The following is a 22936-nucleotide window of genomic DNA, read 5'->3' as shown; positions in this document are numbered from 1 at the left end:
AAGGCGTTTCCTTAGTGGGTATAAGGGCGGTGGAGCGGGATATCGCGGTTGAGCTCGACGCCGAAGCCGGGCTTGTCGAGCGCCGAGGCGCGGATTCGGCCCTTTTCGGGGATCGGCTCGCCGAGCAGTTGCGGCGCGAACATCGGCACCACCTCGGTTGGGCCGGGGTGCATCATCAGGAATTCGGCGAACGGGCTGTTATGCCGGGTGATGACGAAGTGATAGGAATAGACTGACGATCCGTGCGGCACGACCAGCTTGCCCGCAGCGTCGGCCAGCGCGGAAATCTTGAGCAATTCGGTCACGCCGCCGCACCAGCCGACATCGGGCTGGATGATGTCGCAGCACTCCATCTCGAGCAACATGCGGAAGCCCCAACGAGTCGCCTCATGCTCGCCGGTGGTGACCAGCATGCCCTTGGGCACGTTGCGCTTCAACTCGGCATAGCCCCAATAATCGTCGGGGCTGATCGCTTCCTCGATCCATTTCAGGCCGTGTTCGTGCGCCTTGATCGCAAGGCGCGTGGCGTAATTGACGTTAAGCGCCATCCAGCAATCGAGCATCAGCCAGAAATCGGGGCCGCATTTCGCGCGCATGTCGGCGAGCGCGGCGATGTTCTTCTCAAGCCCCTCCTCGCCCTCGGCCGGGCCGTGGTGGAGTGGCAGCTTGCCGCCGATAAAGCCCATTTCCTTGGCGAGATCGGGCCGCGCGCCGGTGGCATAGAATTGCAGCTCGTCACGCACCGCGCCGCCGAGCAGATGATAGACCGGCTCCTGCCGCAGCCGCCCGAGCAGGTCCCATAGCGCGAGATCGACGCCGGAGATGGCGTTCACCACCAGCCCCTTGCGACCATAATATTGGGTCGAGAAGTACATCTGGTCCCAGATCTTCTCATACTCTGTCGGGCTGCGCCCTTCGAGGAAGCGGGCCAGATGCTTCTCGACGATGAAGGCCGCGGGTTCGCCGCCGGTCGTCACCGCGAAGCCGATCGTGCCGTCATCGGCCTCGATCTCGACCACCAGGGTGCCGAGCACGTTGATGCCGAAGCTGCGCCGCGACTGGCGATATTCGGGGTAACGGCTCATCGGCGTGGCGATGTGATCGTCGATCCAGTGGCCATCGGCCTGGTCGTGATAATCGGCACCGCCGCCGCGCAGCACGAAGGCGCGGACATGCTTGATACGGGGCAGGGTCATGCGACTTCCACCAGGAGGGAAGGGCCGGCATCCGCGATGGCGGACACATACATAGCTATAGGCACGGCATACCAGCATTTGGTACGCAACCATGCCGCCCGTAGCGGATCAGATTGCACGCTCCCCGCATTCCTCTCTGCGAATTATCGCTTGATAAATTCCATAATATGGGAAAGAATATTATTAGATGAGAAACGCTCCGTCAAATGCTGATTTAGCCGAAAAGGCGGTAGAATCGGCTGGCGATGCCAAATCGCAGCCCGGCAGCCAGACCCTGTTGCGCGGTCTCGATGTGATCGACGCGGTCATCGACGGCCCGATCACGCTCGCCGATCTCGCTGCGAAGCTCGGTCTCACCCGGTCGACCACGCACCGGCTGGCGACCGCGCTGATCGACCGGCGCTACCTGACCTTCGTGCCGCGCCTCGGCTATCATTTCGGGCCCAAGCTGCTCGAACTCGGTTTCCACGCGCAACAGCAGACCGACCTGGTGCAGGTTGCGCGGCCGCATCTGGAGGATCTCGCCGCCGCGACCGAGGATACCGTTCATCTCGGCGTGCTCGACAGCGAGCGGGCGCTCTATCTCGACAAGATTCCCGGCCGCCGCCGGGTGGAGATCAGCAGCCGGGTCGGCGACCGCCAGCCGCTCACCTCGACCGGGCTCGGCAAGGCCTTGCTGCTCGATGACGATCCCCGCCATTGGAGCAGATTGTTCGAGGAGGATCGCTCGGCCGGTTCGCCCCCTGCCGACTATGCGGTCTGGGAGGAGCGGATGCGCCGCTATGTCGAGGTCGGCCGCGCGTTCGACCTTGAGGAGAATGAGGATCTGATCCGCTGCGTCGCGGCGCCGATCCGCGGCGTCGGCGGGCAGATCGTCGCGGCGATCAGCGTGTCGAGCGCCGCGCAATATATGGCTGACGATCGGATGCAGGCGCTGTCGGACGATGTCCGTGCGACGGCCGTCGCCATCAGCCGGGATCTCGGCTGGTCCGAAGGGGCTGCCCGGCGCCCCGCACCACGATCGCGTCGATAGGAGGAATATGCTGCTCGAAGGCAAGACGATGCTCGTCACCGGGGCATCCGCGGGGATTGGCCGCGCTGCGGCGATCGGCGCAGCGCGGCACGGCGCCGACGTGGCGATCAACTATCTGCATGACGATGAAGGCGCCGCGAGCTGCGTCGCCGAGATCGAGGCGCTCGGGCGGCGCGCGTTCGCGATGCACGGCGATGTGGCCGATCCGGCAACCGCGACCGCGTTCGTCGATTCGGCCGTGGCGGCGCTCGGCAAGGTCGATGTGTTCGTCAGCAATGCGGGCATCTGCCCGTTCCACGCCTTTCTGGACATGCCGGTCGAGACGTTCGAGCGCACCATGCGCGTCAATCTCCACGGCGCCTATTTCATGGTCCAGGCCGCGGCGAACCGCATGGTGGCCCAGGAGACCGGTGGGTCGATCGTCGCGGTCTCCTCGATCTCGGCCCTGGTCGGCGGCGAATATCAGACTCATTACACGCCGACCAAGGCTGGCGTGCACTCGCTGATGCAGTCGGCGGCGATCGCGCTCGGCCGGCACGGCATCCGCTGCAATTCAGTGCTGCCCGGCACGATCCTGACCGACATCAACAAGGAGGATCTCGCCGATCCGGCGAAGCGAGCCTATATGGAGGGGCGCATCCCGCTCGGTCGTCTCGGCCAGCCTGACGACCTTGCCGGGCCGATCGTCTTCCTCGCTTCCGATCTTGCCAGATATGTGACCGGCGCGGCGCTGCTGGTGGACGGCGGCGCGTTCGTGAACCTGCAATAAGGCCCGTCAGGGCACCGATGGAGAATCCATGACCCTGTCGCTGTTCCGCGTCGATGCCCATGACAGCGTCGCGACCGCGCTCCACGATCTGGATGCCGGTACTGTCGCGACCGTCGGCGATGTCGAAGTGACGCTGACTCGGCCGATCGGCCGTGGCCACAAAATCGCGGTCCATGCGCTTCATGCCGGCGATCCGGTGCTGAAGTTCGGCTTCCCGATCGGTGTCGCCATCGCCGACATCGCACCGGGTGACCATGTGCATGTCCACAATGTCGCGACGGCTCTTGCGACAAGCGGCGACTATGTCTGGCGCCCGCACGTCCATGAGGCGGAGGCGATGGTGCCCGCCACCGGTTTCGCCGGCTATCGCCGCGCCGATGGCCGGGTCGGCACGCGCAACGAGATCTGGATCATCCCGACCGTCGGATGCGTCGGGCGCACCGGGCAGAAGATCGCGGAGATCGCCGGGCGCCGCCATGCCGGACGGGTCGACGGCGTGCTGGCGCTGGCCCATCCCTTTGGCTGCTCGCAGCTTGGTGGCGACCTGGACGGTACCCGATCGATCCTCGCTGCCCTGGCCGCGCATCCCAATGCCGGCGGCGTGCTGCTGGTCGGGCTCGGGTGCGAATCCAACCAGCTCGACCGGCTCCTCGCCGAGATCGATCCGGCGCTGCATGGCCGGATCCGCACGGTCGCGGCACAGGTTGCCGGCGACGAAATCGAGGAAGGGCTCGTCCTGGTCGACGCCCTTGTCGAGGAAGCGGCGAAGGTCGAGCGCACCCCAGTGCCGCTCTCGGATCTGGTGCTCGGCGTGAAATGCGGCGGCTCGGACGGCTTTTCCGGGCTGACCGCGAATCCGCTGGTCGGGCGGATGAGCGACGCGGTCACGCGGGCGGGCGGCACGGCGATCCTGACCGAAATCCCCGAGATCTTCGGCGCGGAACAATTGCTGATGGACCGGGCTCTGGACGAGCAGGTGTTCGACGGCATCGGCGCGCTGGTCAATGACTTCAAACGCTATTTCACTGAACATGGCGAGCCGGTGTCGGAGAACCCTTCGCCCGGCAACATCGCCGGCGGCATCACCACGCTTGAGGAAAAATCGCTCGGCGCGGTGCAGAAGGCAGGGCACGCGACCGTCACCGACGTACTTCATTATGGAGAGCGGGTGCGCCGTACCGGGCTGACGCTGCTTGAGGCGCCGGGCAACGATGCCGTTTCCTCGACCGCGCTGACCGCGGCTGGCGCGACCATCATCCTGTTCACCACCGGGCGTGGCACGCCGCTCGGCTTTCCCGCCCCGACGATCAAGATCGCCTCGAACACGCCGCTGGCCGAGCGCAAGCCGAACTGGATCGACTTCGATGCCGGGCAGGTGCTCGACAAGGGGATGGATCAGGCCGCCGAGGCGCTGCTCGACACGATCCGCGCGATCGCGTCGGGCAAACAGACCGCGTCCGAGCGCAATGGCGAACGCGAGATCGCGATCTGGAAGCGGGGCGTGACCTTGTGAGGGCGAAGCTGCTCGCGGTCGCCCTGCTGCTGACCGCCGGGGCGTCCGTCGCGGCGCAACCGACTGACCGGCCGATCGACCGGGTGGCACTGGTCAAGCGCCACGACGTGACGCTGACGAAGGTCGATCCCCACGCCCCGCTGATGCTGGGCAATGGCAGTCTCGGCTTCACCGCCGACATCACCGGCCTGCAGACCTTCCCGGAGCAATATTCGACGGTCGCGCCGTTGCTGACCATGGCGCAATGGGCGTGGCACAGCTTCCCCAATCCGCATGGCTATACCGAGGCGAACGGGCTGGTGCAGGTGCCAGTACCCGGCGGCGGCACGCAGCCCTATTCGTACATGCGCGATTTCGACGCGCTGAAGACTAATCCGGCGCTCGTTTGGCTGCGCGAGAATCCCCACCGCTTCTCGCTCGGCCGGGTTGCGCTGGCGCTGAAGGGCAGGGACGGCAGGCTTGCCCGGTTCGAGGCCTTGTCCGCCACGCGCCAGCATCTCGACCTGTGGAGCGGGGCGCTGAACAGCAGCTTCCACTTCGATGGCCAGCCAGTGGCGGTGACGACGCGCGTTCATCCCGATCGCGACATGCTGATGGTCGAGATTCGTTCGCCCATGGTCGCGAACGGCCGGATCGGCGTGGATGTCGCCTATCCTGGCGTGTCGCGGGTCCTTAATCCCGACCCGTCCGACTATGGCGCCACGGCGCGCCGGCAGACGACCGTGCTGGCGCGCGGCCCCGGCGCGCTGCTGCTGAGCAATCGAATCGACGACACGGTCTATTATTCGGCCATAGCGGCCACCGGGGCGTCCATCACCCGGGCAGGGCCTCACGTCATCCATGTCGCCGCAAGGAGCGGCGACCGGATGGTGGTGTTCGTCAGCTTTGACCGGACGCGCAAACCCGCGCCCCGCGCCGACTATCCCGCGGTCAGTGCCGCCGTTTCGAAGCACTGGCGCGATTACTGGTCGAACGGCGGCATGATCGACTTCACCGGCAGCACCGATCCGCGCGCGCCGGAACTCGAACGGCGCATCGTGCTGTCGCAATATCTGGCGGCGATCAACCAGGCGGGCGATGTGCCCCCGCAGGAGGAAGGGCTGTTCTCGAACAGTTGGAACGGCAAGTTCCATCTCGAAATGCATCCCTGGCATGCCGGGCATTTCGCGCTCTGGGGCCGGCCCGCGCTGCTCGAACGGTCGATGGGCTGGTATCTCGATCATTTGCCCCAGGCCCGGGCCGAGGCAGCGCGCCACGGCGTGCAGGGCGCGTGGTGGACCAAGATGTCGGGGCCGGAGGGCTATAACAGTCCAAGCCCGATCAACCCCTTCATCATGTGGCAGCAGCCGCACCCGATCTATCTGGCGGAACTGCTGTACCGCGCGAATCCCGACACAGCGACGCTCGCGCGCTATGGCGACCTGGTTGACCAGACCGCGCGGCTGCTCGCAACCTGGCCGCGCTGGGACGCGGCGGGCAAACGCTTCGTGCTCGGGCCGCCGATCGTCCCGGTCCAGGAGAATCACGATCCGATGACGACGGTGAACCCGGCGTTCGAGATCGAATATTTCCGCTGGGGACTGAAGACCGCCCAGGTCTGGCGCGAACGGCGCGGGCTCAAGCGCGAAGTGGGCTGGGACAAGGTGATCGAAGGGCTCGGCCCGGTGCCTGAACGCGACGGCCTGTACCTGCCGGTCGCGACCGAGCCCGATTTCTGGCTGAACACCTCGTCGCCCGCCTGTCGACGCAATGCGGTGGCTGCGCCCTGCCTCAACCGCGATCATCCGTCCTTCCTGATGGCCTTCGGCATGATCGGCGGCGACCGGATCGATCGTGCCACGATGCGCCGGACGCTTGCCGCGGTGGAGGCCGACTGGGACCTCCGCCAGACCTGGGGTTGGGATTATCCGATGATCGCGATGACCGCGGCGCGGCTTGGCGAGCCGGAAAAGGCGGTCGACTGGCTGTTCCGCGATGTCGCGAACAACCAATGGGGCGTGAATGGTATGACGTCACGCGTAAACCTCGATCCTACGTCCAAAGGCGGGCCGGACGGGCCGGGCTATACCAGGGTGGCGGAAACCTATTTTCCCTCCAATGGCAGCCTCTTGCTGGCAGCCGGGATGATGGCGGCCGGATGGGATGGATCAAGCGGCCAGGCGCCGGGTTTCCCGAAACAGGGGTGGACGGTACGCGCCGAGGGGATCAGGCATTTGCCCTGATCGCGGGACGTGCCGCCAGTGCCCCGAGGGGCACGCAATTCCAAATCTTGAACATGTATTCCACGGATCGCAATCGGTGATTGACGCATCACTTCTCACTCTATAAAATGCAGTCCCACAATATGAGAAATAATGCCGTCCAAAAGTGGTAGCGCTACCTCGAAAGCTGCTTTCGAGGTTCGACACAACAGGGCGGCATCGCGGATCGAACGGACTAACCAGACCGGTAATCGGCGAACGGCAGGGCCGCGCAAGCGGACGGACACAAACGAAGCGCCTCCCGCGGGGAGGCCGCAAGAGGGGATGGAACCTATGAAAGACACCCGGATCATCAGCCACCGCGCGCGCTTCCTGTGCGGATCGGCGCTCGTCGCCGCCGGCCTGAGCCTCGCCTCGGTCGCCTCGGCGCATACCGCAGCGCCCGCTACCGACCAGGGCGCTTCGCTGGCTGCCGCGCCGGACGAAGCGAATGCGGACGAGAAGGAGATCGTCGTCACCGGCTCGCGCATCAAGCGCGCCGAATTCGATGCCTCGACCCCGGTCAGCGTGATCAGCGCTGAGGATGTCAAGCTCGCGGGCACGGTCAATATCGAGAAGCTGCTGAGCGATTCGCCGCAGTTCGTCGCATCGCAGAATGGCGGTGCGACCGATAACACGGCGCCTGGTGGCGTCGCCAACGTCAACCTTCGCGGCTTCGGTCCGACGCGCAATCTCGTGCTGGTCAACGGCCGCCGCTTCGCGATCTACGGCCCCGACCAGATCACTGATCTCAACACCATCCCAACCTCGCTGATCGCGCGGACCGAGGTCGTCACCGGCGGCTCCTCGGCGGTCTACGGGTCGGACGCGATCACCGGTGTCGTCAACTTCATCATGCGCGACGATTTCGAGGGGGTTGAGGCCAAGGCCCAGCTCAACCTCGCCACGCCGACCGGCACGCCAACTTATAATTTCGATGTCACGCTCGGCGGCAATTTCGCTGATGGCCGCGGCAACCTCGTCGTCTCGGGCAATTATCTGCGGCGCAAGGCGATCACGCGCGGCGAGCGCGGCGACTTCGCCTATGATTCGCTCTCGGACGGCTGCGTCGCTCCCGGCACCGGTAACGCCAACCGTGCCGGCACGCCTTTCGTGGTACCGTCGGGCCAGACCTGCACCTCGGCGGGCGGCCAGCTCGGCTTCATCGCCGGCGGCAGCGGCGACATCCCCAATGGCCGCTTCTCCGGTATCCCGGCGTTCGGCGGCACGAATGCGGCGTTGAACGCTGCTTACACCGCCGCTGGCCTGGGGGCGCTTGGCTCGCGCGGCTTCACCTTCAACAACGGCGGCACGGCCGCGCGCCCGGCACTCACCCCGCAGGACGATTTCAATCTCGGCCCCGACAATTATCTGATCGTCCCGCAGGAGCGCTGGATGATCAACAGCTTCGGCCATTATGATTTCACCGACAACATCACCGGCTACATGGAGCTGCACTATTCCAACAACCTGGTGAGCGCCCGGCTCGCGCCGAGCAATGTCGGCGTGCCAACGCTGTTCAACGTCAACAATCCCTATCTCACGCCGCAGCTGCAGGAGGTGTTCCGCCAGCTCGATCTCGCCGAGACCGGCACGACGACGGTGACGAGCGGTTCGACGACGCGGACCACCACTGCCGGTGACGGCCTCGCGGTGATCACGGCAGGGCGACGTTATCTAGAACTCGGCCCGCGCCGATCCGATTCCCGCCGCAACACCTTCCGCGGCGCTTGGGGCTTCCGGGGCGATCTGGGCAACGCGTCGGACAGCTTCCTGACCGACCTGTCGTACGACGTCTACTACAGCTATGCTCGCACCGAAGAGACGACGCGGCTCAGCAACGCGATCTCGCGCAGCCGCCTGCAGGCATCCCTGCTGTCGGTCGGCGGCGCGGCGCCGGTGTGCAATATCTTCGGCCAGAACATCTCGGCTGCCTGCGCAGCGGCGATCTCGATCAGCGCGACCAACTCGACCACGGCGGAGCTTCAGGTCGCCTCGGCCAACATCACCGGCAACCTCTTCTCGCTTCCTGCCGGCCCGATCGGCTTCTCGACCGGTGTCGAGTGGCGCGAATCGAGCGCGACGTTTAGCCCCGACACCTTCCTTGCCTCGGGCGACGTGGCCGGCTTCAACGCAGGCCTGCCGACCAGCGGCCGGGTCTCCGCCAAGGAGGTGTTCAGCGAAATCCGCGTGCCGCTGATCCACAACACGCCCTTCATCCAGAACCTGACCGCGAACGCCGCGTTCCGCTATTCCGATTACAGCCTGAAGGGCGTCGGTGGCGTGTGGACCTATCTCGGCGGGCTGGACTGGCGCGTGAACAAGGATATCGCCTTCCGCGGCCAGTATCAGCGCGCCATCCGCGCGCCGAACGTGGCGGAGCTGTTCGGCGGTAGCAGCCGCTCGGTCCAGACGGCGACTGATCCCTGCTCCAGTCGCGCACCGGTCGCGCAGCAGACGGCGGCGGTCCGTGCGGTCTGCATCGCGAACGGCGTGCCGGCGGCTGCGGTGTTCACCGCCGCCGTCCAGCCCGAGCCGATCATTCCGGTCGATTCGGGCGGCAACGCCAATCTGGGTGCTGAAAAGTCCGATACCTTCACGGCGGGCGTCGTACTGACCCCGAGCTTCGCCAAGGGGCTCTATATCAGCGTCGACTATTTCAACATCACGCTCGACGGGGCGATTTCGCAGCTTGGCGGGGGCCTCGCCAACACGATGAACCTCTGCTTCAACATCCTCCAGGACGCCAACAGCGCCTATTGCCAGGCGATCAAGCGCAACCCGAATTCGGGCGCGATCCAGGATCCCTATGTCGCGCAGATCCGCAACGCCAATACCGGCTCGCTCAAGACCTCGGGCATCGACTTCGCCGCGCGCTATCACCTTAATGTCGGCTTCGGCTTCCCGGGCCTCAGCGAGACGAGTTCGTTCGATTTCGGCACCAACGTGACCTGGCTCAACGATTTCACCTCGACCCCGGTCGCTGCTTTCCCCAACATCAAGAACCATTGCGACGGGGCGTTCGGCACTGTCTGCGGCCAGCCGCTGCCGACATGGCGCGGCACGTCGCGCGTCACCTGGAATCTCGGGGATCTCAGCCTCAGCGTTCGGCATCGCTATATCGGTTCGGTCACGACCGACCGCTATCTGCTGCCGTTGCGCTCAGGCGCGGCCAATGCGCCGGCGCTCAACAGCTTCGCTTATCCGAAGCTTGGCGCGCAGAATTATTTCGACCTCTCGTTCAACCTGGGCGTGATGAAGAACCTGCAATTCTACGGTGGGGCGAACAACGTGTTCGGCAAGCAGCCCCCGGTCTCGACCCAGGGTCCCGGCGCGAATACCTTCGCCGCGACCTATGATGTGATCGGCACCGAGGTCTTCTTCGGCGCCACGGTGAAATTCTGAGGAAAGGGGCAGCCGTTCCGGCGGCTGCCCCTTTCATTTCGACGACAGGGAGGCCCGATGACGCTCGATCGCCGTTCGATGATCCTGGGCGGATCGGCCGCCCTGACCGCGACGGCGGGGGCCAGTCCGGCGCTCGCCGCTGATCGCCAGGGCGCGTCCCTGCCTATCGCCGGGACGGGCGGCTGGGTCGATGTCCGCCAGTTCGGCGCAAGGGGTGACGGCACCACGATCGATTCGATCGCGGTCAACAAGGCGATCGACCATGCCGCCGCGCGCGGTGGCGGCACCGTGTTTTTCCCGGCAGGCACCTATGCCTGCTACACCATCCGCCTGAAGAGCCGGATCACCCTCCACCTCGACCCGGGTGCGACGATCCTCGCGGCGCCCGCGCCGGCGAGCGGCAGCGGCGGCTACGACCATGCCGAGCCGATCGGCGATCATGGCGCCTATCAGGATTTCGGCCACAGCCACTGGCGTAACAGCCTGATCTGGGGCGAGGGGCTGCACGACATCGCGATCACCGGCTCCGGCCTGATCTGGGGCAAGGGCCTCGGCCGGGGGGACGGGAAGGACAATTATCTTAGCGACCCCAACGGCCCCGGCACTGGCAACAAGGCGATCGCGCTGAAACTCTGTCGCAACGTGTTGCTGCGCGATTTTCAGGTGCTCGAGGGCGGCTGGTTCGCTTTGCTCGCGACCGGCGTCGACAATCTCACCATTGACAACCTGCTGGTCGACACCAATCGCGACGGCTTCGACATTGATTGCTGCCGCGGCGTGCGCATCACCAACTGCACGATCAATTCGCCCTGGGACGACGCCATCTGCCCGAAGAGCAGCTTCGCGCTCGGCTATCCGCGCGATACCGAGGATCTGATGATCGCCAATTGCCTGGTCACCGGCAATTATGTGATCGGATCGGTCATCGACGGCACCTGGAAGAAGATGCCGGCGTCCTTCGCCAATACGGTGCACGGCCGGATCAAGTTCGGCACTGAATCGAACGGCGGCTTCAAGAAGATCACGATCACCAATTGCGTGTTCGATGACAGCCAGGGGCTGGCGCTGGAAACGGTCGACGGCGCCAATTTCGAGGATGTGACGGTCACCAACGTCACGATGCGCGGCAGCTTCAGCTCGCCGATCTTCATGCGGCTTGGCCGGCGCATGCGCGGGCCGAAGGGTACGCCGGTCGGCACGCTCAAGCGGGTGCTGATCAGCAACATGGTCAGCTCGGGCGCCGGCTGGCTGCCCTCGATCCTGGCGGGCATTCCCGGCCATCCGATCGAGGATGTGAAGATCAGCGATGTCTTCCTCCACCAGATCGGCGGCGCTCCGGCGGCGATGGCCGCACTGCGCCCGCCGCTCAACGAGCTCGCGTATCCCGAGCCCAACATGTTCGGCGATGTGCCAGCGACCGGGTTCTTCATCCGCGACGTGCGCAATATCGAGATGAGCAATATCGAGATAGCGGTGGAGAAGGCCGATCCGCGCGCTGCTTTCTACCTCAACGACGTGGAGGAAGCCGATTTCTTCCGCCTGCGCGTGCCTAGGGGGGAAAGCTTCGTGCTCGACCGGGTGACCAACTTCCGCAGCTTCGGCAGCCGGTGGCTGAAGGACCGGACGGTCGACGGGCTGGTGTCCGACCGCTTTTAACTGAGGATCGGGCGCCGCTGAATTCAACCTCTTCCCTGCCCAGTGAGGCGGCAGCGTCGGGGGGCAATCCCCTGCACGACGCGCTGGACTGGGGGAGCGGTCTTTGTGAGCGCGCGGACGCGCCGAGCCCTCCACCCTCCCTCGAAGGAAGGGGATGGCTGAAACGGACGTTTATGCGACCGCCGCTTCCCTGATCCCCTCGCGATATCGCGGCGCGACCTCGCGGTTCGAAAGCTTGCCGTCCATCGCCAGGCGCGCTGCTTCATAGGCCTCCCACTGGCCCTCGTCGGCGAGCGGCGGAATGGTGATTGTTTCGCCGCGATCGAAGCCGAGCAGCGATGCGTCGACCAGGTCGCCGGCTTCCATCACCCATTCGGCCGGGAAGCTGTCGACGTCCTTGCCCGAGCGTTCCCAGATTTCTGTGCGGGTTGCGCCGGGCAGCACGGCCTGGACGCGCACGCCCTGCGGCTCAAGCTGCTTGGCCAGCGATTTGCTAAGGTTCAGCACAAAGGCCTTGGACCCGCTATAGACGCCGTCGAACAGTTCGGGCGTGAGCGCCAGGACTGAGGCGATGTTGATGATCCCGCCGCTCCTGCGCGCAGCGAAGGCCTTGCCCGCGGCCCTGGCAAGCAGGGTCGGCGCGGTGATGTTGAGCGCGATCAGCCGCTCCACCTGGGCCACCTCGCTGTCGAGCAGGCCGCCATTCAATGACATGCCGGCATTGTTGACCAGAAGCGTGATGGTCGGATCGGAGGCGAAGCGGTCCTCGACCTTCGCCAGATCGGTGCGGTTGGTGAGGTCGGCACGCAGTACCTCGATCGTGCGGCCCGTCTCGGTGCTGAGCCTCGCGGCGAGCGCTTCCATCCGTCCGGCGTCGCGCGCGACCAGGAGCAGGTCATAGCCACGATGCGCGAGGCGGTCGGCATAGACAGCGCCGAGGCCAGTCGATGCGCCGGTGATGAGGGCAGTGCCCAACGTCGAATTCGTCATGCTGTGTCTCCAGTCTTTCCCGGCTGCGGCCGAGTGACTTGCATAATGATACGAATGTCACTATCATTATGCAATGGACACTAAAAAATATTCCAACGGATCCTGCCCTGTCGCGCGCGGGCTCTGTCATGTCGGCGACGCGTGGAGCATGCTGATCCTGCGCGATGCCGGAGGCGGCGCGACGCGCTTCGACCAGTTCCAGAAGAATCTGGGTATCGCCCCGAACATCCTGACCCGCCGGCTGGCCGCGCTGACCGAAAGCGGGCTGCTTGAACGCCGGCGCTACAGCGATCATCCGCCACGTGACGAATATCTGCTGACGGCGGCCGGGCGCGATTTCCTGCCGGTGCTGTTCGCCTTCGGTGCCTGGGGCGCCCGGCATTTCGGCGATGCGCCCGTCTCCCGCCTGGTGGAAGCCGGCAGCGGCGTGCCGGTCGAGGCGATCGTGGTCGACAAGGCGAGCGGCACAGCCCTGTCGGATCTTGACCTGCGGGTCGAACAGCCGGGCGCCTGATCGGGAAGGCTGGTCAGGCCCGACGCTATCGGGCAGGTTTCGTCGGATGGCGATCGAAGCGCTCATTGCCCGTTACGGCCTGGCCGCGATCTTCCTCGGCGCGGGGATCGAAGGCGAGACCTGCGTCCTGGCCGGGGGTGTGCTGGCGCACCGACACCTGTTGCCTCTGTGGGGCGTCTGGCTCGCCGCGGCGGCGGGCTCGTTCGTCGCCGACCAGCTCTTCTTCGCCGGCGGCCGCTATTTCCGTGACCATCCCCGTGTCCGCGCCATGGCGGCGAAGCCCGGCTTCGCCAAGGCGTTGGTGACGCTCGAACGGCATCCAGTCCTGTTCGTGATGGGCTTCCGCTTCCTTTACGGCCTGCGCACGGTCAGTCCGATTGCGATCGGCACCTCGCACATCCATACCCGGACCTTCTTGTCGCTCAACGCGCTGGCGGCCGCGATCTGGGCGGCGTTGTTCACCGGCATCGGTTATGGCTTTGGCGGCGGGATCGAGCGGCTGTTCGGCGGCGCGCTGTCCGCCGGCCGGCTCGTCCCGATCGCTGCGGTCGGCATCGTGCTGCTCATCGGCGTCGCGCAGATCGTGCGCTGGTCGCACCATCGTTATGCCGACCGGTGCGCGCGCGCGTCTGCGCGCGTCTCGCTCAACTGATCAGCATGCCCGCCAGTGCTGCGCTCATCAGGTTGGCCAGGCTGCCCGCGATCAGTGCCCGGATGCCGAGCCTGGCGATCATCGGGCGCTGGTTCGGCGCGAGGCTGCCCGTCACCGCCATCTGGATCGCGATCGACGAGAAATTGGCGAAGCCGCACAGCGCGAAGGTGATTACCGCGATGGTCCGCGGGCTGAGCGCCCCCTGCTGCGCGCCAAGCGAGATATAGGCGACGAATTCGTTGAGCACGATCTTCTGCCCGAACAGACCGCCCGCGATCTGCGCTTCGTTCCACGGCACGTTGAGCAGGTACATCACCGGCGCGAAGACATAGCCGAGCAGCCCCTGGAAGCTGAGTGTCGGATAGCCGAACCAGGCGCCGATACCGCCCAGGATGCCGTTGGCCAGCGCGACAAGCGCGACGAAGGCGAGCACCATCGCGCCGACCGCGACCGCAAGCTTAACGCCGGTTTGCGCGCCCTGAGCCGCCGCCATGATGATGTTGGCTGGCTTTTCCTCATCATGGCTCGCCTCGGCGATATGGATGACCTCGGCCTCGGGATCGTCGCCGAGCGGGAGCTGGTCGAACGGCGCTTCCTTCACGTCTGGCATCATGATCTTGGCCATCAGGATACCCCCGGGCGCCGCCATGAAGCTCGCCGCGAGCAGATATTCGATGCGGATTCCCATCGAGGCATAGGCGGCGAGGATGGTGCCGGCGACGCCGGCCATGCCGCTGGTCATCACCGTGAAGAGCTGGGCCGGGGTCAGGCCGGCGAGATAGGGGCGAATGACCAGCGGGGATTCACTCTGCCCGACGAAGATGTTCGCCGCGGCGCACAGCGATTCCACCTTCGACACGCCGATCACCCACTCGATCGCGCCGCCGATCCAGCGCACCACGAGCTGCATGATGCCAAGATAATAGAGGATCGAGACCAGGGCGGCGAAGAAGATGATGACGGGCAGCGCCTGGATCGCGAAATTCTTGCCCAGCGGATCGGCGGCAAGGCTGCCGAACAGGAAGCTGGTGCCGGCATTGGCGTAGCCGAGCAGATTGGCGACGCCGGTCGACATGAATTCGAGCGCGTGCACGCCCGCCGGCACCTTGAGCACCAGGACGGCGATGCCGGCCTGAAGCAGGAACGCGGCGCCGACGACGCGCGGGCGGATCGCGCGGCGGTTGCTCGACAGCGCGAAGGCAATGCCGAGGATCACCGCGATGCCCGCGATGCCGATAAGGAAATGATTCATACGTGGCGCCCCGCCCTGCCAAAACTACTAGTACCGCCCCATAGGCATGCGGGGACCCACCATACAGGTCACAAGAATTTGGGCTAGTGGCGGTTTGACGTGTGCGTAAAAGGCGGTAGCGTCGCCGCGATGAACCAGACCTCTCCCGCGATCCCGCGTTCCCTCTTCGTCTATTCGATCTTCTATGGCGGCATGGTCTGCATTGCCGGCGTGCTCGGGGTGAAGCAGGTCAAGCTAGGTCCCCTGGCGGTCGAGGCGGGGATCTTCGGCTTTCTGCTGCTCGTCGTCATGGGCAGCGCGGTGACGGAGCTGCACGGCCGCAAGGCCGGCGACATGCTGGTCCGCTTCGGCTTCGTGCCGCTGATCGTCTCGGCCGCGCTGATCCAGCTGGTGCTGGCGCTGCCGACCGATCCCGGCATGTATCCCCCGGCGGTCGACGCCTTTCCGATCGTGGTGGGGCAGAGCGCGCGGATGATGGTCGCCGGGCTGATCTCCTATGGCATCTCGCAGACGCTCAACATCTTCATCTTCTCGCGGCTCCGGCAGGGCACGGGCAAGCTGCTCTGGCTGCGCGGGATGATCGCCAGCATCGTCTCGCAGGTGGTCGATACGGTGCTGTTCATCTCGATCTCCTTCTATGGCGAGCGCCCGATCCTCGGGCTGATGGGCGGGCAGATGCTGGCCAAGGTCGTCCTGTCGATCGTGCTGGTGCCGTTCCTGATCACCTTCTTCGTCTGGCTCGGCCGCCGGCTGGACGCGCGCACCTGATCTCGCTTCTTTAAGAGAGGGGTAGTAGCTTTCACCGCGCCGCCTTCATGGCTATGGGGCCCGCATGACCGATCATTCCCCCGATCCCGCGCTGCTCGCCAAGGCGGAAACGCTTGTCGAGGCGCTGCCCTATATGCAGCTTCATGCCGGTGCGACCTTCGTCGTGAAATATGGCGGCCACGCCATGGGCGATCCCGAGGCGGCGCGCGATTTCGCCGAGGATGTCGTGCTGATGAAGGCGGTCGGGATCAACCCGGTCGTCGTCCATGGCGGAGGGCCGCAGATCGGCGCGATGCTGAAGCGGCTTGGGGTCGAATCACGCTTCGTCGACGGCCTGCGCGTCACCGATGCGGAGACCGCGCGGATCGCCGAGATGGTCCTGGCCGGTTCGATCAACAAGGAAATCGTGAGCTGGATCGGCCAGGCCGGCGGCCGGGCGGTCGGCATTTCGGGCAAGGACGGCGGCTTCGTGACGGCGGAGAAGGTCGGCCGCAACACGCCGGACCGGCTGCAGGGCATCGAACGGCATGTCGATCTCGGCTTCGTCGGCGAGCCGGTGGGGGTCGACCGGCGGATCATCGACACGCTGTCAGCGGCCGGGATCATCCCCGTCGTCGCGCCGATCGCGCAGGGCACAGACGGCCAGACCTACAACATCAATGCCGACACCATGGCCGGCGCGATCGCCGCGGCGCTCGGCGCGCAGCGCCTGTTCATGCTGACCGACGTGGTCGGCGTGCTCGACAAGTCGGGTGAATTGCTGACTGATCTCGATCCCGCCGCCATCGCCGATCTGCGCGCTGACGGCACGATCACCGGCGGGATGATCCCGAAGCTCGAGACCTGCGTCGCCGCGGTGGAGGGCGGGGTTGACGCGGCCGTCATCCTCGACGGCCGGGTTCCTCATGCGATGCTGCTGGAAATCTTCACCAAGCGCGGTGCGGGCACGCTCGTTCGCCGCTGAAACGGGCCTGTTCGAAACGGATGCGTTTCGCTAGGCTCGGCTTTCCACTCGACCCGGAGATCTACCTTGGCCTTTTTGATGGTCCTTCTCTCGATCGTTCAGGTGCTGCTCAGCGTCGCCACATGGATCATCCTGATCCAGGCGATCCTGTCGTGGTTGATCGCGTTCAACGTGATCAACACCTATAACGAGACGGTGCGCCAGATCTGGGAAGCACTGAAAAAGATCACCGAACCCTTTTATCGTCCGATCCGGCGGATCCTGCCCGATTTCGGCGCGCTCGACCTGTCGCCTCTGGTCGTGCTGCTGATCCTCTACATCCTGTCGAACATCATCGTCCCGGCGATTGCCGTGCAGCTCCAGGCACCGCCGACGATCTGAGCCGTGCCAGCCTGGGTGCCCCGGCCGGACGGGATTGCGATCGCGGTTCGCGTCACGCCCAGATCCTCCCGCGACAGGCTCGCGGCCGGCACGGACGAGCATTTCGCCGTGTGGCTCGCGGCGCCGCCGGTCGAGGGTGCCGCCAATGAGGCGCTGATCGCGCTTGTCGCCAGAACATTCGGCGTGCCGAAGCGCGATGTCAGGTTGACGGCGGGCGAGACGTCGCGGCTGAAACGCCTCTCGATATCGGGCGATGCCGCATCGCTGGCGGAAATCGCGGCCAGCCACTATGACGCAGCGCCATGAGCGCTGACATCATCGACGGAAAAGCCTTTGCCCTGGCCCTGCGCGGCCGCATCGCGGACCAGGTGACGGCATTTGCCGCCGCCGCTGGCCGCCCGCCCGGTCTGGCGGTGGTGCTGGTCGGCGATGATCCGGCCTCCGCCGTCTATGTCCGCTCCAAGGGCAAGGCGGTGAAGGAGGCGGGCATGGAAGGGTTCGAACATCGCCTTCCCGCCACCGTCTCCCAGGATGATCTCCTCGCGCTGGTCGACGCGCTCAATGCCGATGTGAATGTCGACGGCATCCTGGTCCAGCTTCCATTGCCCTCGCATATCGACGAGCGCGCGGTCACCACGCGAATCGATCCGGACAAGGATGTCGACGGCTTCCATCCGGTCAATGCCGGGCGTCTCGCGACGGGGCTTGAAGGTTTCGTCCCCTGCACGCCGCTTGGCTGCGTCATGCTGCTCAGGGACAGGCTGGGCGACCTGACCGGGCTCGATGCCGTGGTGATCGGGCGGTCGAACATCGTCGGCAAGCCGATGGCGCAATTGCTGATCAGGGAAAGCTGCACCGTCACCGTCGCCCATTCGCGGACCAAGGACCTGTCGAGCATCGTTTGCCGGGCGGATATCGTCGTGGCGGCGGTCGGGCGGCCCGAGATGATCCGGGGCGAATGGATCAAGCCGGGCGCGACGGTGATCGATGTCGGCATCAACCGCACCGAGGACGGGCTGGTCGGCGATGTCGATTTCGCCGGGGCGGCCAGCGTCGCCGGGGCGATCACACCGGTGCCGGGCGGGGTCGGGCCGATGACGATCGCCGTGTTGCTGCGCAATACGTTGCTGTCGGCGCATCGCCGGGCGCAAATTCCCTATGACAGGGATGCCTTGTGACCAAGGACGCCGCGTGATTCTCGCCGCCGCCGTGCCGCAGAGCGCCGCTGGTGCCGAGCGTGCCTTTGCCGGCGCCGCCCAGACGGAGGGGCAATGGGCCGCGTTTCGTCGGTTCGCGACCGAGGACGCGGTGATGTTCACGCCGCGACCGGTCAAGGCGCAGGCGTTCCTGAAGGATCGCAAGGATCCGCCCGCCGCGCTGATGTGGTGGGCGGCTGACAGCTATGTGTCGTGCGACGGGGCGCTGGCGGTGAATACCGGCCCATGGGCCAGGCCGAAGGGCGATGCCTTCGGTTATTTCTCCACCATATGGCAGCGCCAGCCGGACGGCGGCTGGAAATGGACGATGGACGGCGGCGACGACCTTGCCGTGCCGCGTCCGGCCGGCGACACGCCGAAGATCAGCCATGCCTCGTGCAAGGGCAGCCCGGCGACCGTCGCTGCCGTGCGCTATCGCGACGGCGAGAGCGCCGAGGGCCAGTCGGAGGACCGGACGCTCGCCTGGCGGTGGCATGTCGCACCCGACGGTGCCCGCACCTTCGACGTCTGGCTGTGGGACGGCCGCACCATGAAGCCGGTCATGGCCGACCGGATCGCTGCCCAATGACCGCGTCTAACCTGATCGCGCTCTACGTCTCGTCGCTGATCACTTTCTTCGTGGTGATCGATCCGCCGGGCTGCGCGCCGATCTATGCCGGCCTGTCCAAGGGGGCGTCGCCGCCGCATCGCCGCGCGATGGCGATCCGCGCGGTGCTGGTCGCCGCCGCGATCCTGTTCGTCTTTGCGCTGTTCGGCGAGGACCTCCTCCGCGCGCTCGGCATCAGCCTGGCGAGCTTTCGCATCGCGGGCGGGATCATGCTGTTCCTCATCGCGCTCGAGATGGTGTTCGAGAAACGCACCCAGCGGCGCGAGGATCGCGCTGCCAAGGTCGCCGGGACCCCCGAGGTTGAGGATGTCTCGATCTTCCCCATGGCGATGCCGATGATCGCAGGTCCCGGATCGATCGCCAGCGTCATGCTGCTGATGAGCCGCAACGACGGCGTGGAAAAGTCGCTCGTCGTGCTCGCCGCGCTGGCGACGATCCTGGCGCTGACTCTGCTCGCCCTGCTGGCGGCGGGGCCGATCATGCGGGTGCTCGGCGTGAAGATCGAGGCGGTGATCACCCGCCTGCTCGGCGTGCTCCTCGCCGCGCTCGCCGTGCAGTTCGTGATCGACGGGGTGCGGATCAGCCTGCTGTAGGCTCCGGCTTCTCGTCGTAATTGATCCGGAACAGGCGCAGCGGCGACTTCTTCGGCAGCGGCAGTTGTTCGAGCCAGTCGGGCACCTTGTTGTGCGCGAGCTGGTCGTAGAAGCCGCCCGGCGCGCGCGACCGGTAGATGGTCGATTCGGCCATGTTCGGGCAGATCAGCAACAGAGTCGCGCCGTGGCGCTTCGCGATCGCGCGGAAATTCTCCGGCGTGCCCTTGAAGGCGTGCTGAACGTCGAGGATCGCGTCGCCATTGCGATGATAGGGACCGGCGATCGCGTTGTGGTGAGTCACGGTGATCAGGCGCGGGCCGAGATCGACAAAGGTGAAGATGGTCTGCGCCGGTAGCTTGTCGAGCGGGGCGAGCGCCGGAATCGTCGGGCAGCGGCCGCTGGCATTGTTGACGATCTGGACTCGTTTGCTTGGCTGGTCGATCTGAAGATATTTGATCGCGAGGCCCGAAAAGAGTCCCGACACCGTCAGGAACGCGATGACGGTGCCGACCACGCGCACCACCAGCAGCCGGCTGTTGAGGCACCAGGGCAGGACGATCCAGCCGAGCGCGGTCGCGCCGGGGACGGCGAGAAGCTGCGCCGCGGGCGCGGCACGCGCCTGCCAGAGGAGCATCGCGGCGGCGAAGCTGCAGAACAGCAGCACCGGTACCCAGTCGCTTGCCCTCGCCGTGCCGCGCGCGCGCCAGGTGGCGATGAGCGCGCCGATCAGGCCGATCACTGGCAGGACCACGATCGGGAAGGCGGTGCGGAACGCGTGCCGGTAGATCGGCCGCGCCTCGCGGACATTGTCGAGCCACTCGCGCGCGAGCTCGGGCGAGACCTGTTCGGGCCGCCCGAGGCATTGCGGGAACAGAAGGACGAAGCCGATGACGATCGCGGCGCCGGCTACCACGGCGAGGGCGAGGCGGACCCAGCGCTGTTCGGGGCTGAGCCGGCCAAGCAGGAACAGCAGCACGCCGGCCGCGATCATCACGCTCAGCCAGACCGGCGTCAGCGCGTCGCAGCGCAGCACCTGATTGGCGTTGGAGGCGAACAGGGCGAAGCCGAGGGCGCTGCCGCCGGCGAGCGACAGGGCATAGACCGTCATGCGCGGCGCGTCGGCCCTGTCCCATACCCAGCGCAGCGCGATGATCGCGCCGGCCATAGCCGCATAGGGCAGCAGCTCGAGCCCGATCGTCAGCGAGACGGCGCTGGCGATGCCGACGATCGCGCCGCCCCGTGCGCCTTTCGGATCGGCCAGGCCGGCGACGGTCAGGCTCAGCATGGCGAGTTGCCAGCCATGATGATCGATCCGGTCGGGCATGAACATCAGGATGGTCGAGGTGCAACCCGCCAGCAGGAACACCAGCGCGAGCGTCCAGGCCATACCGCCCACCAGCCGCCGCGCCGTTGCCGCGATGCCGACCATCGCGATGCTGAGCGGCAGGATCGGCGCGATGCCGCAGGCAAGGCGTTCGGCTTGGGCGATGCCGACGAACGGCTTCAGGATCAGGATCAGCGCGGCGATCGGCAGGTCGACGATTCGGCTCCAGTGGATATCGAAGCCGCCCGGTGGATTGAGCTTGTACTGGCGCAGATCGTACCAGCCCTGCCCGTGCAGCAGCGCACGGACCTGGGCGAGGCGCATATTGTCGTCCGTGTCGCCAAGCGACAGCCACTGGATCGCGTTCCACCGGTCGAACAGGAACCATATCACCACCGCGAGCCAGGCAAGCAGGGTCAGCCTGAGCCAGTATCGGTCCAGTTCCCGGACGAGCGGATGGGTGGCGGCGTTTTGCAAAGGGCTTCCCTCGGTCACGTTCGCGCTCTAGTGCGGCGCGCGTAAAGGGCAAGGCACGCGTGACGGCGATATTGAGACAGATCGAGACCTGGCGGGCGAGCGGGCTGCTCGAACAGCTGATTCGATTCGGCATCGCCGGCGGAATCTCGAGCGTGATCTATTTCGCGGTCTATATGCCGCTCGCGCTCTATGTCTTCGGGGGGCACCTCGCCGTGCTCGCCGTGCCGCCCGCGTTCCTGGTCGCGGTGGTCGCCGGTTTCTTCCTGCACAGCGCATGGAGCTTCAAGGGGCACGGTACCCGTGACCAGAGCGGCCGGCAGCACCTCAAATTCTTTCTAGTGCAAAGCTTCGGCCTGCTGCTCAACGCCGCGTTCACCTGGATCATCACCGGGCCGCTGTTTCACGGGCCGGTCTGGCTGCCGATGATTCCCGTTCTCACGGTGACGCCGCTGGCGACGTTCGCGCTCAACCGCCAATGGGTGTTCGGCTAAGATGGACCGTATCGTTTACGATCGCATGGCGGCGCATGATTCCACCCATTGGTGGTACACGGCGCGGCGCGACATTCTGGCCGATTATCTGGTGCGCGAGGGCAATCTGCCGAAGAACGCGCGTATCCTGGAGATTGGCTGCGGCACCGGGCACAATCTGCCGATGCTGGCTGCTTTCGGCACGGTCGATGCGATCGAGATCGATCCGGCCGCCCGCGAGATAGCAAGCGCGCGTCTGGGCAAGCCGGTCGGCTCCGCGCCGCTGCCGGAACTCACCGGTGTCGATCGCGGCGGCTATGACTTGATCGCCGTGCTCGACGTGGTCGAGCATATCGAGGACGATGTCGCCGCGCTGAAGGCGATGGCCGAGTGCCTGAAGCCGGGCGGCAAGATCCTGATCACCGTGCCGGCGCATCAATGGATGTGGAGCGCGCACGACGTGGTGAACCACCATCATCGCCGCTATTCCAAGGCGTCGCTCGACAAGGCGATCCGCGCGGCCGGGCTTGAGCCGAGGAAGCTCGGCTATTTCAATTCGCTGCTCTTCCCGCTGGCCGCGGCGGCGCGGCTGGCCGGCCGCCTGACCGGCAAGGACGACAGCGACGATTCGCCGCCGCCGAAGATCGTCAATTCACTGTTCGAGGCGATTTTCCGCCTGGAACGTCACCTGGTCGGGCGCGTCCCACTGTCGCCGGGCGTGTCGATCATCACGCTCGCCTCGCCGGCCGGGTAACCAACGGTCCGCGTTTGATTGTCACGCGAAGGCGCGAAGACGCAAAGCTGATCAAGACCATCCGCACTGCCCGACGATAGCTGCATATCGAAGGCCGGCGGTTGACCAGCACACGACATCTTTGCGCCTTCGCGCCTTCGCGTGAACCAATCCTGGTTTCG

Annotated in this window: 21 protein-coding genes; 17 read left to right on the top strand and 4 right to left on the bottom strand. The window is 65.9% G+C overall.

The window, feature by feature from the left end:
• Positions 1-11 precede the first annotated feature (11 nt).
• A complete protein-coding gene (rhmD, locus tag NDN01_RS19760; protein WP_272623522.1) occupies positions 12-1196 on the bottom strand; it encodes an L-rhamnonate dehydratase in 1185 nt (394 codons plus the stop codon).
• A gap of 187 nt (positions 1197-1383) precedes the next feature.
• Here rhmD and NDN01_RS19755 point away from each other — a divergent pair, with 187 nt between their 5' ends.
• The 6 genes from NDN01_RS19755 (at position 1384) to NDN01_RS19730 (ending at position 11812) form a co-directional block, all read left to right on the top strand.
• Entirely contained in the window at positions 1384-2229 is an 846-nt protein-coding gene (locus tag NDN01_RS19755) for an IclR family transcriptional regulator (protein WP_272623520.1), read from the top strand.
• A 7-nt stretch (positions 2230-2236) separates the two neighbouring features.
• A complete protein-coding gene (locus tag NDN01_RS19750) occupies positions 2237-2998 on the top strand; it encodes an SDR family NAD(P)-dependent oxidoreductase (protein ID WP_272623519.1) in 762 nt (253 codons plus the stop codon).
• A gap of 28 nt (positions 2999-3026) precedes the next feature.
• Entirely contained in the window at positions 3027-4511 is a 1485-nt protein-coding gene (locus NDN01_RS19745) for a UxaA family hydrolase (protein ID WP_272623517.1), read from the top strand.
• A complete protein-coding gene (locus NDN01_RS19740) occupies positions 4508-6733 on the top strand; it encodes a hypothetical protein (RefSeq protein ID WP_272623515.1) in 2226 nt (741 codons plus the stop codon). The genes NDN01_RS19745 and NDN01_RS19740 overlap by 4 nt, the downstream gene beginning before the upstream one ends.
• Before the next feature lie 312 nt (positions 6734-7045).
• Positions 7046-10156, top strand: coding sequence for a TonB-dependent receptor domain-containing protein (locus NDN01_RS19735; RefSeq protein WP_272623513.1), 3111 nt, complete (start codon positions 7046-7048; stop codon positions 10154-10156).
• Between the two features lie 57 nt (positions 10157-10213).
• Entirely contained in the window at positions 10214-11812 is a 1599-nt protein-coding gene (locus NDN01_RS19730; RefSeq protein WP_272623511.1) for a rhamnogalacturonidase, read from the top strand.
• A gap of 171 nt (positions 11813-11983) precedes the next feature.
• Here NDN01_RS19730 and NDN01_RS19725 read toward each other — a convergent pair whose 3' ends face one another.
• Positions 11984-12802, bottom strand: coding sequence for an SDR family NAD(P)-dependent oxidoreductase (locus NDN01_RS19725; RefSeq protein WP_272623509.1), 819 nt, complete (start codon positions 12800-12802; stop codon positions 11984-11986).
• A gap of 73 nt (positions 12803-12875) precedes the next feature.
• Here NDN01_RS19725 and NDN01_RS19720 point away from each other — a divergent pair, with 73 nt between their 5' ends.
• On the top strand, positions 12876-13316 hold the full coding sequence (locus tag NDN01_RS19720) for a winged helix-turn-helix transcriptional regulator (RefSeq protein ID WP_272623507.1): 441 nt from the start codon (positions 12876-12878) through the stop codon (positions 13314-13316).
• Positions 13317-13362: 46 nt separating this feature from the next.
• Positions 13363-13968 (top strand): DedA family protein, encoded by a 606-nt coding sequence (locus NDN01_RS19715; RefSeq protein ID WP_272623505.1) that lies wholly within the window; start codon positions 13363-13365, stop codon positions 13966-13968.
• On the opposite strand, the gene NDN01_RS19710 is transcribed toward NDN01_RS19715, so the two are convergent.
• A complete protein-coding gene (locus NDN01_RS19710; protein ID WP_272623503.1) occupies positions 13961-15220 on the bottom strand; it encodes a NupC/NupG family nucleoside CNT transporter in 1260 nt (419 codons plus the stop codon). The genes NDN01_RS19715 and NDN01_RS19710 overlap by 8 nt on opposite strands.
• Positions 15221-15349: 129 nt before the next feature.
• Between NDN01_RS19710 and NDN01_RS19705 the strand changes: the two genes are divergently transcribed.
• From NDN01_RS19705 to NDN01_RS19675, 7 genes are all read left to right on the top strand, one after another.
• The gene (locus NDN01_RS19705) at positions 15350-15988 is read left to right on the top strand and encodes a queuosine precursor transporter (RefSeq protein ID WP_272623501.1); all 639 of its coding nucleotides are present in this window, start codon (positions 15350-15352) and stop codon (positions 15986-15988) included.
• A 64-nt stretch (positions 15989-16052) separates the two neighbouring features.
• Positions 16053-16952, top strand: a complete 900-nt coding sequence (gene argB / locus NDN01_RS19700) for an acetylglutamate kinase (RefSeq protein WP_272623499.1) — start codon at positions 16053-16055, stop codon at positions 16950-16952.
• A gap of 75 nt (positions 16953-17027) precedes the next feature.
• Positions 17028-17333 (top strand): YggT family protein, encoded by a 306-nt coding sequence (locus NDN01_RS19695; protein ID WP_272628322.1) that lies wholly within the window; start codon positions 17028-17030, stop codon positions 17331-17333.
• A gap of 3 nt (positions 17334-17336) precedes the next feature.
• On the top strand, positions 17337-17639 hold the full coding sequence (locus NDN01_RS19690) for a DUF167 domain-containing protein (protein ID WP_272623498.1): 303 nt from the start codon (positions 17337-17339) through the stop codon (positions 17637-17639).
• Positions 17636-18511, top strand: coding sequence for a bifunctional methylenetetrahydrofolate dehydrogenase/methenyltetrahydrofolate cyclohydrolase FolD (folD, locus tag NDN01_RS19685; protein ID WP_272623496.1), 876 nt, complete (start codon positions 17636-17638; stop codon positions 18509-18511). The genes NDN01_RS19690 and folD overlap by 4 nt, the downstream gene beginning before the upstream one ends.
• Positions 18512-18524: 13 nt before the next feature.
• Entirely contained in the window at positions 18525-19118 is a 594-nt protein-coding gene (locus NDN01_RS19680) for a hypothetical protein (protein WP_272623495.1), read from the top strand.
• A gap of 11 nt (positions 19119-19129) precedes the next feature.
• Entirely contained in the window at positions 19130-19750 is a 621-nt protein-coding gene (locus NDN01_RS19675; RefSeq protein ID WP_272628320.1) for a MarC family protein, read from the top strand.
• On the opposite strand, the gene NDN01_RS19670 is transcribed toward NDN01_RS19675, so the two are convergent.
• Positions 19737-21569: an AcrB/AcrD/AcrF family protein gene (locus NDN01_RS19670; protein ID WP_272623493.1), complete on the bottom strand. Its 1833-nt coding sequence runs from the start codon at positions 21567-21569 to the stop codon at positions 19737-19739. The genes NDN01_RS19675 and NDN01_RS19670 overlap by 14 nt on opposite strands.
• A 41-nt stretch (positions 21570-21610) precedes the next feature.
• Between NDN01_RS19670 and NDN01_RS19665 the strand changes: the two genes are divergently transcribed.
• Together NDN01_RS19665 and NDN01_RS19660 are read left to right on the top strand one after the other, a co-directional pair.
• The gene (locus NDN01_RS19665) at positions 21611-22042 is read left to right on the top strand and encodes a GtrA family protein (RefSeq protein ID WP_272623491.1); all 432 of its coding nucleotides are present in this window, start codon (positions 21611-21613) and stop codon (positions 22040-22042) included.
• A gap of 1 nt (position 22043) precedes the next feature.
• Positions 22044-22775 carry a class I SAM-dependent methyltransferase gene (locus tag NDN01_RS19660; protein ID WP_272623489.1) on the top strand — a complete coding sequence of 244 codons (732 nt, stop codon included), beginning with the start codon at positions 22044-22046 and terminating at the stop codon, positions 22773-22775.
• Positions 22776-22936: the final 161 nt, after the last annotated feature.

Source organism: Sphingomonas sp. QA11, from assembly GCF_028473665.1.
Classification (GTDB): Bacteria; Pseudomonadota; Alphaproteobacteria; order Sphingomonadales; family Sphingomonadaceae; genus Sphingomonas; species Sphingomonas phytovorans.
The sequence above is the reverse complement of the archived record's forward strand: the minus strand, read 5'-3'. Positions and strand labels throughout refer to the sequence as shown.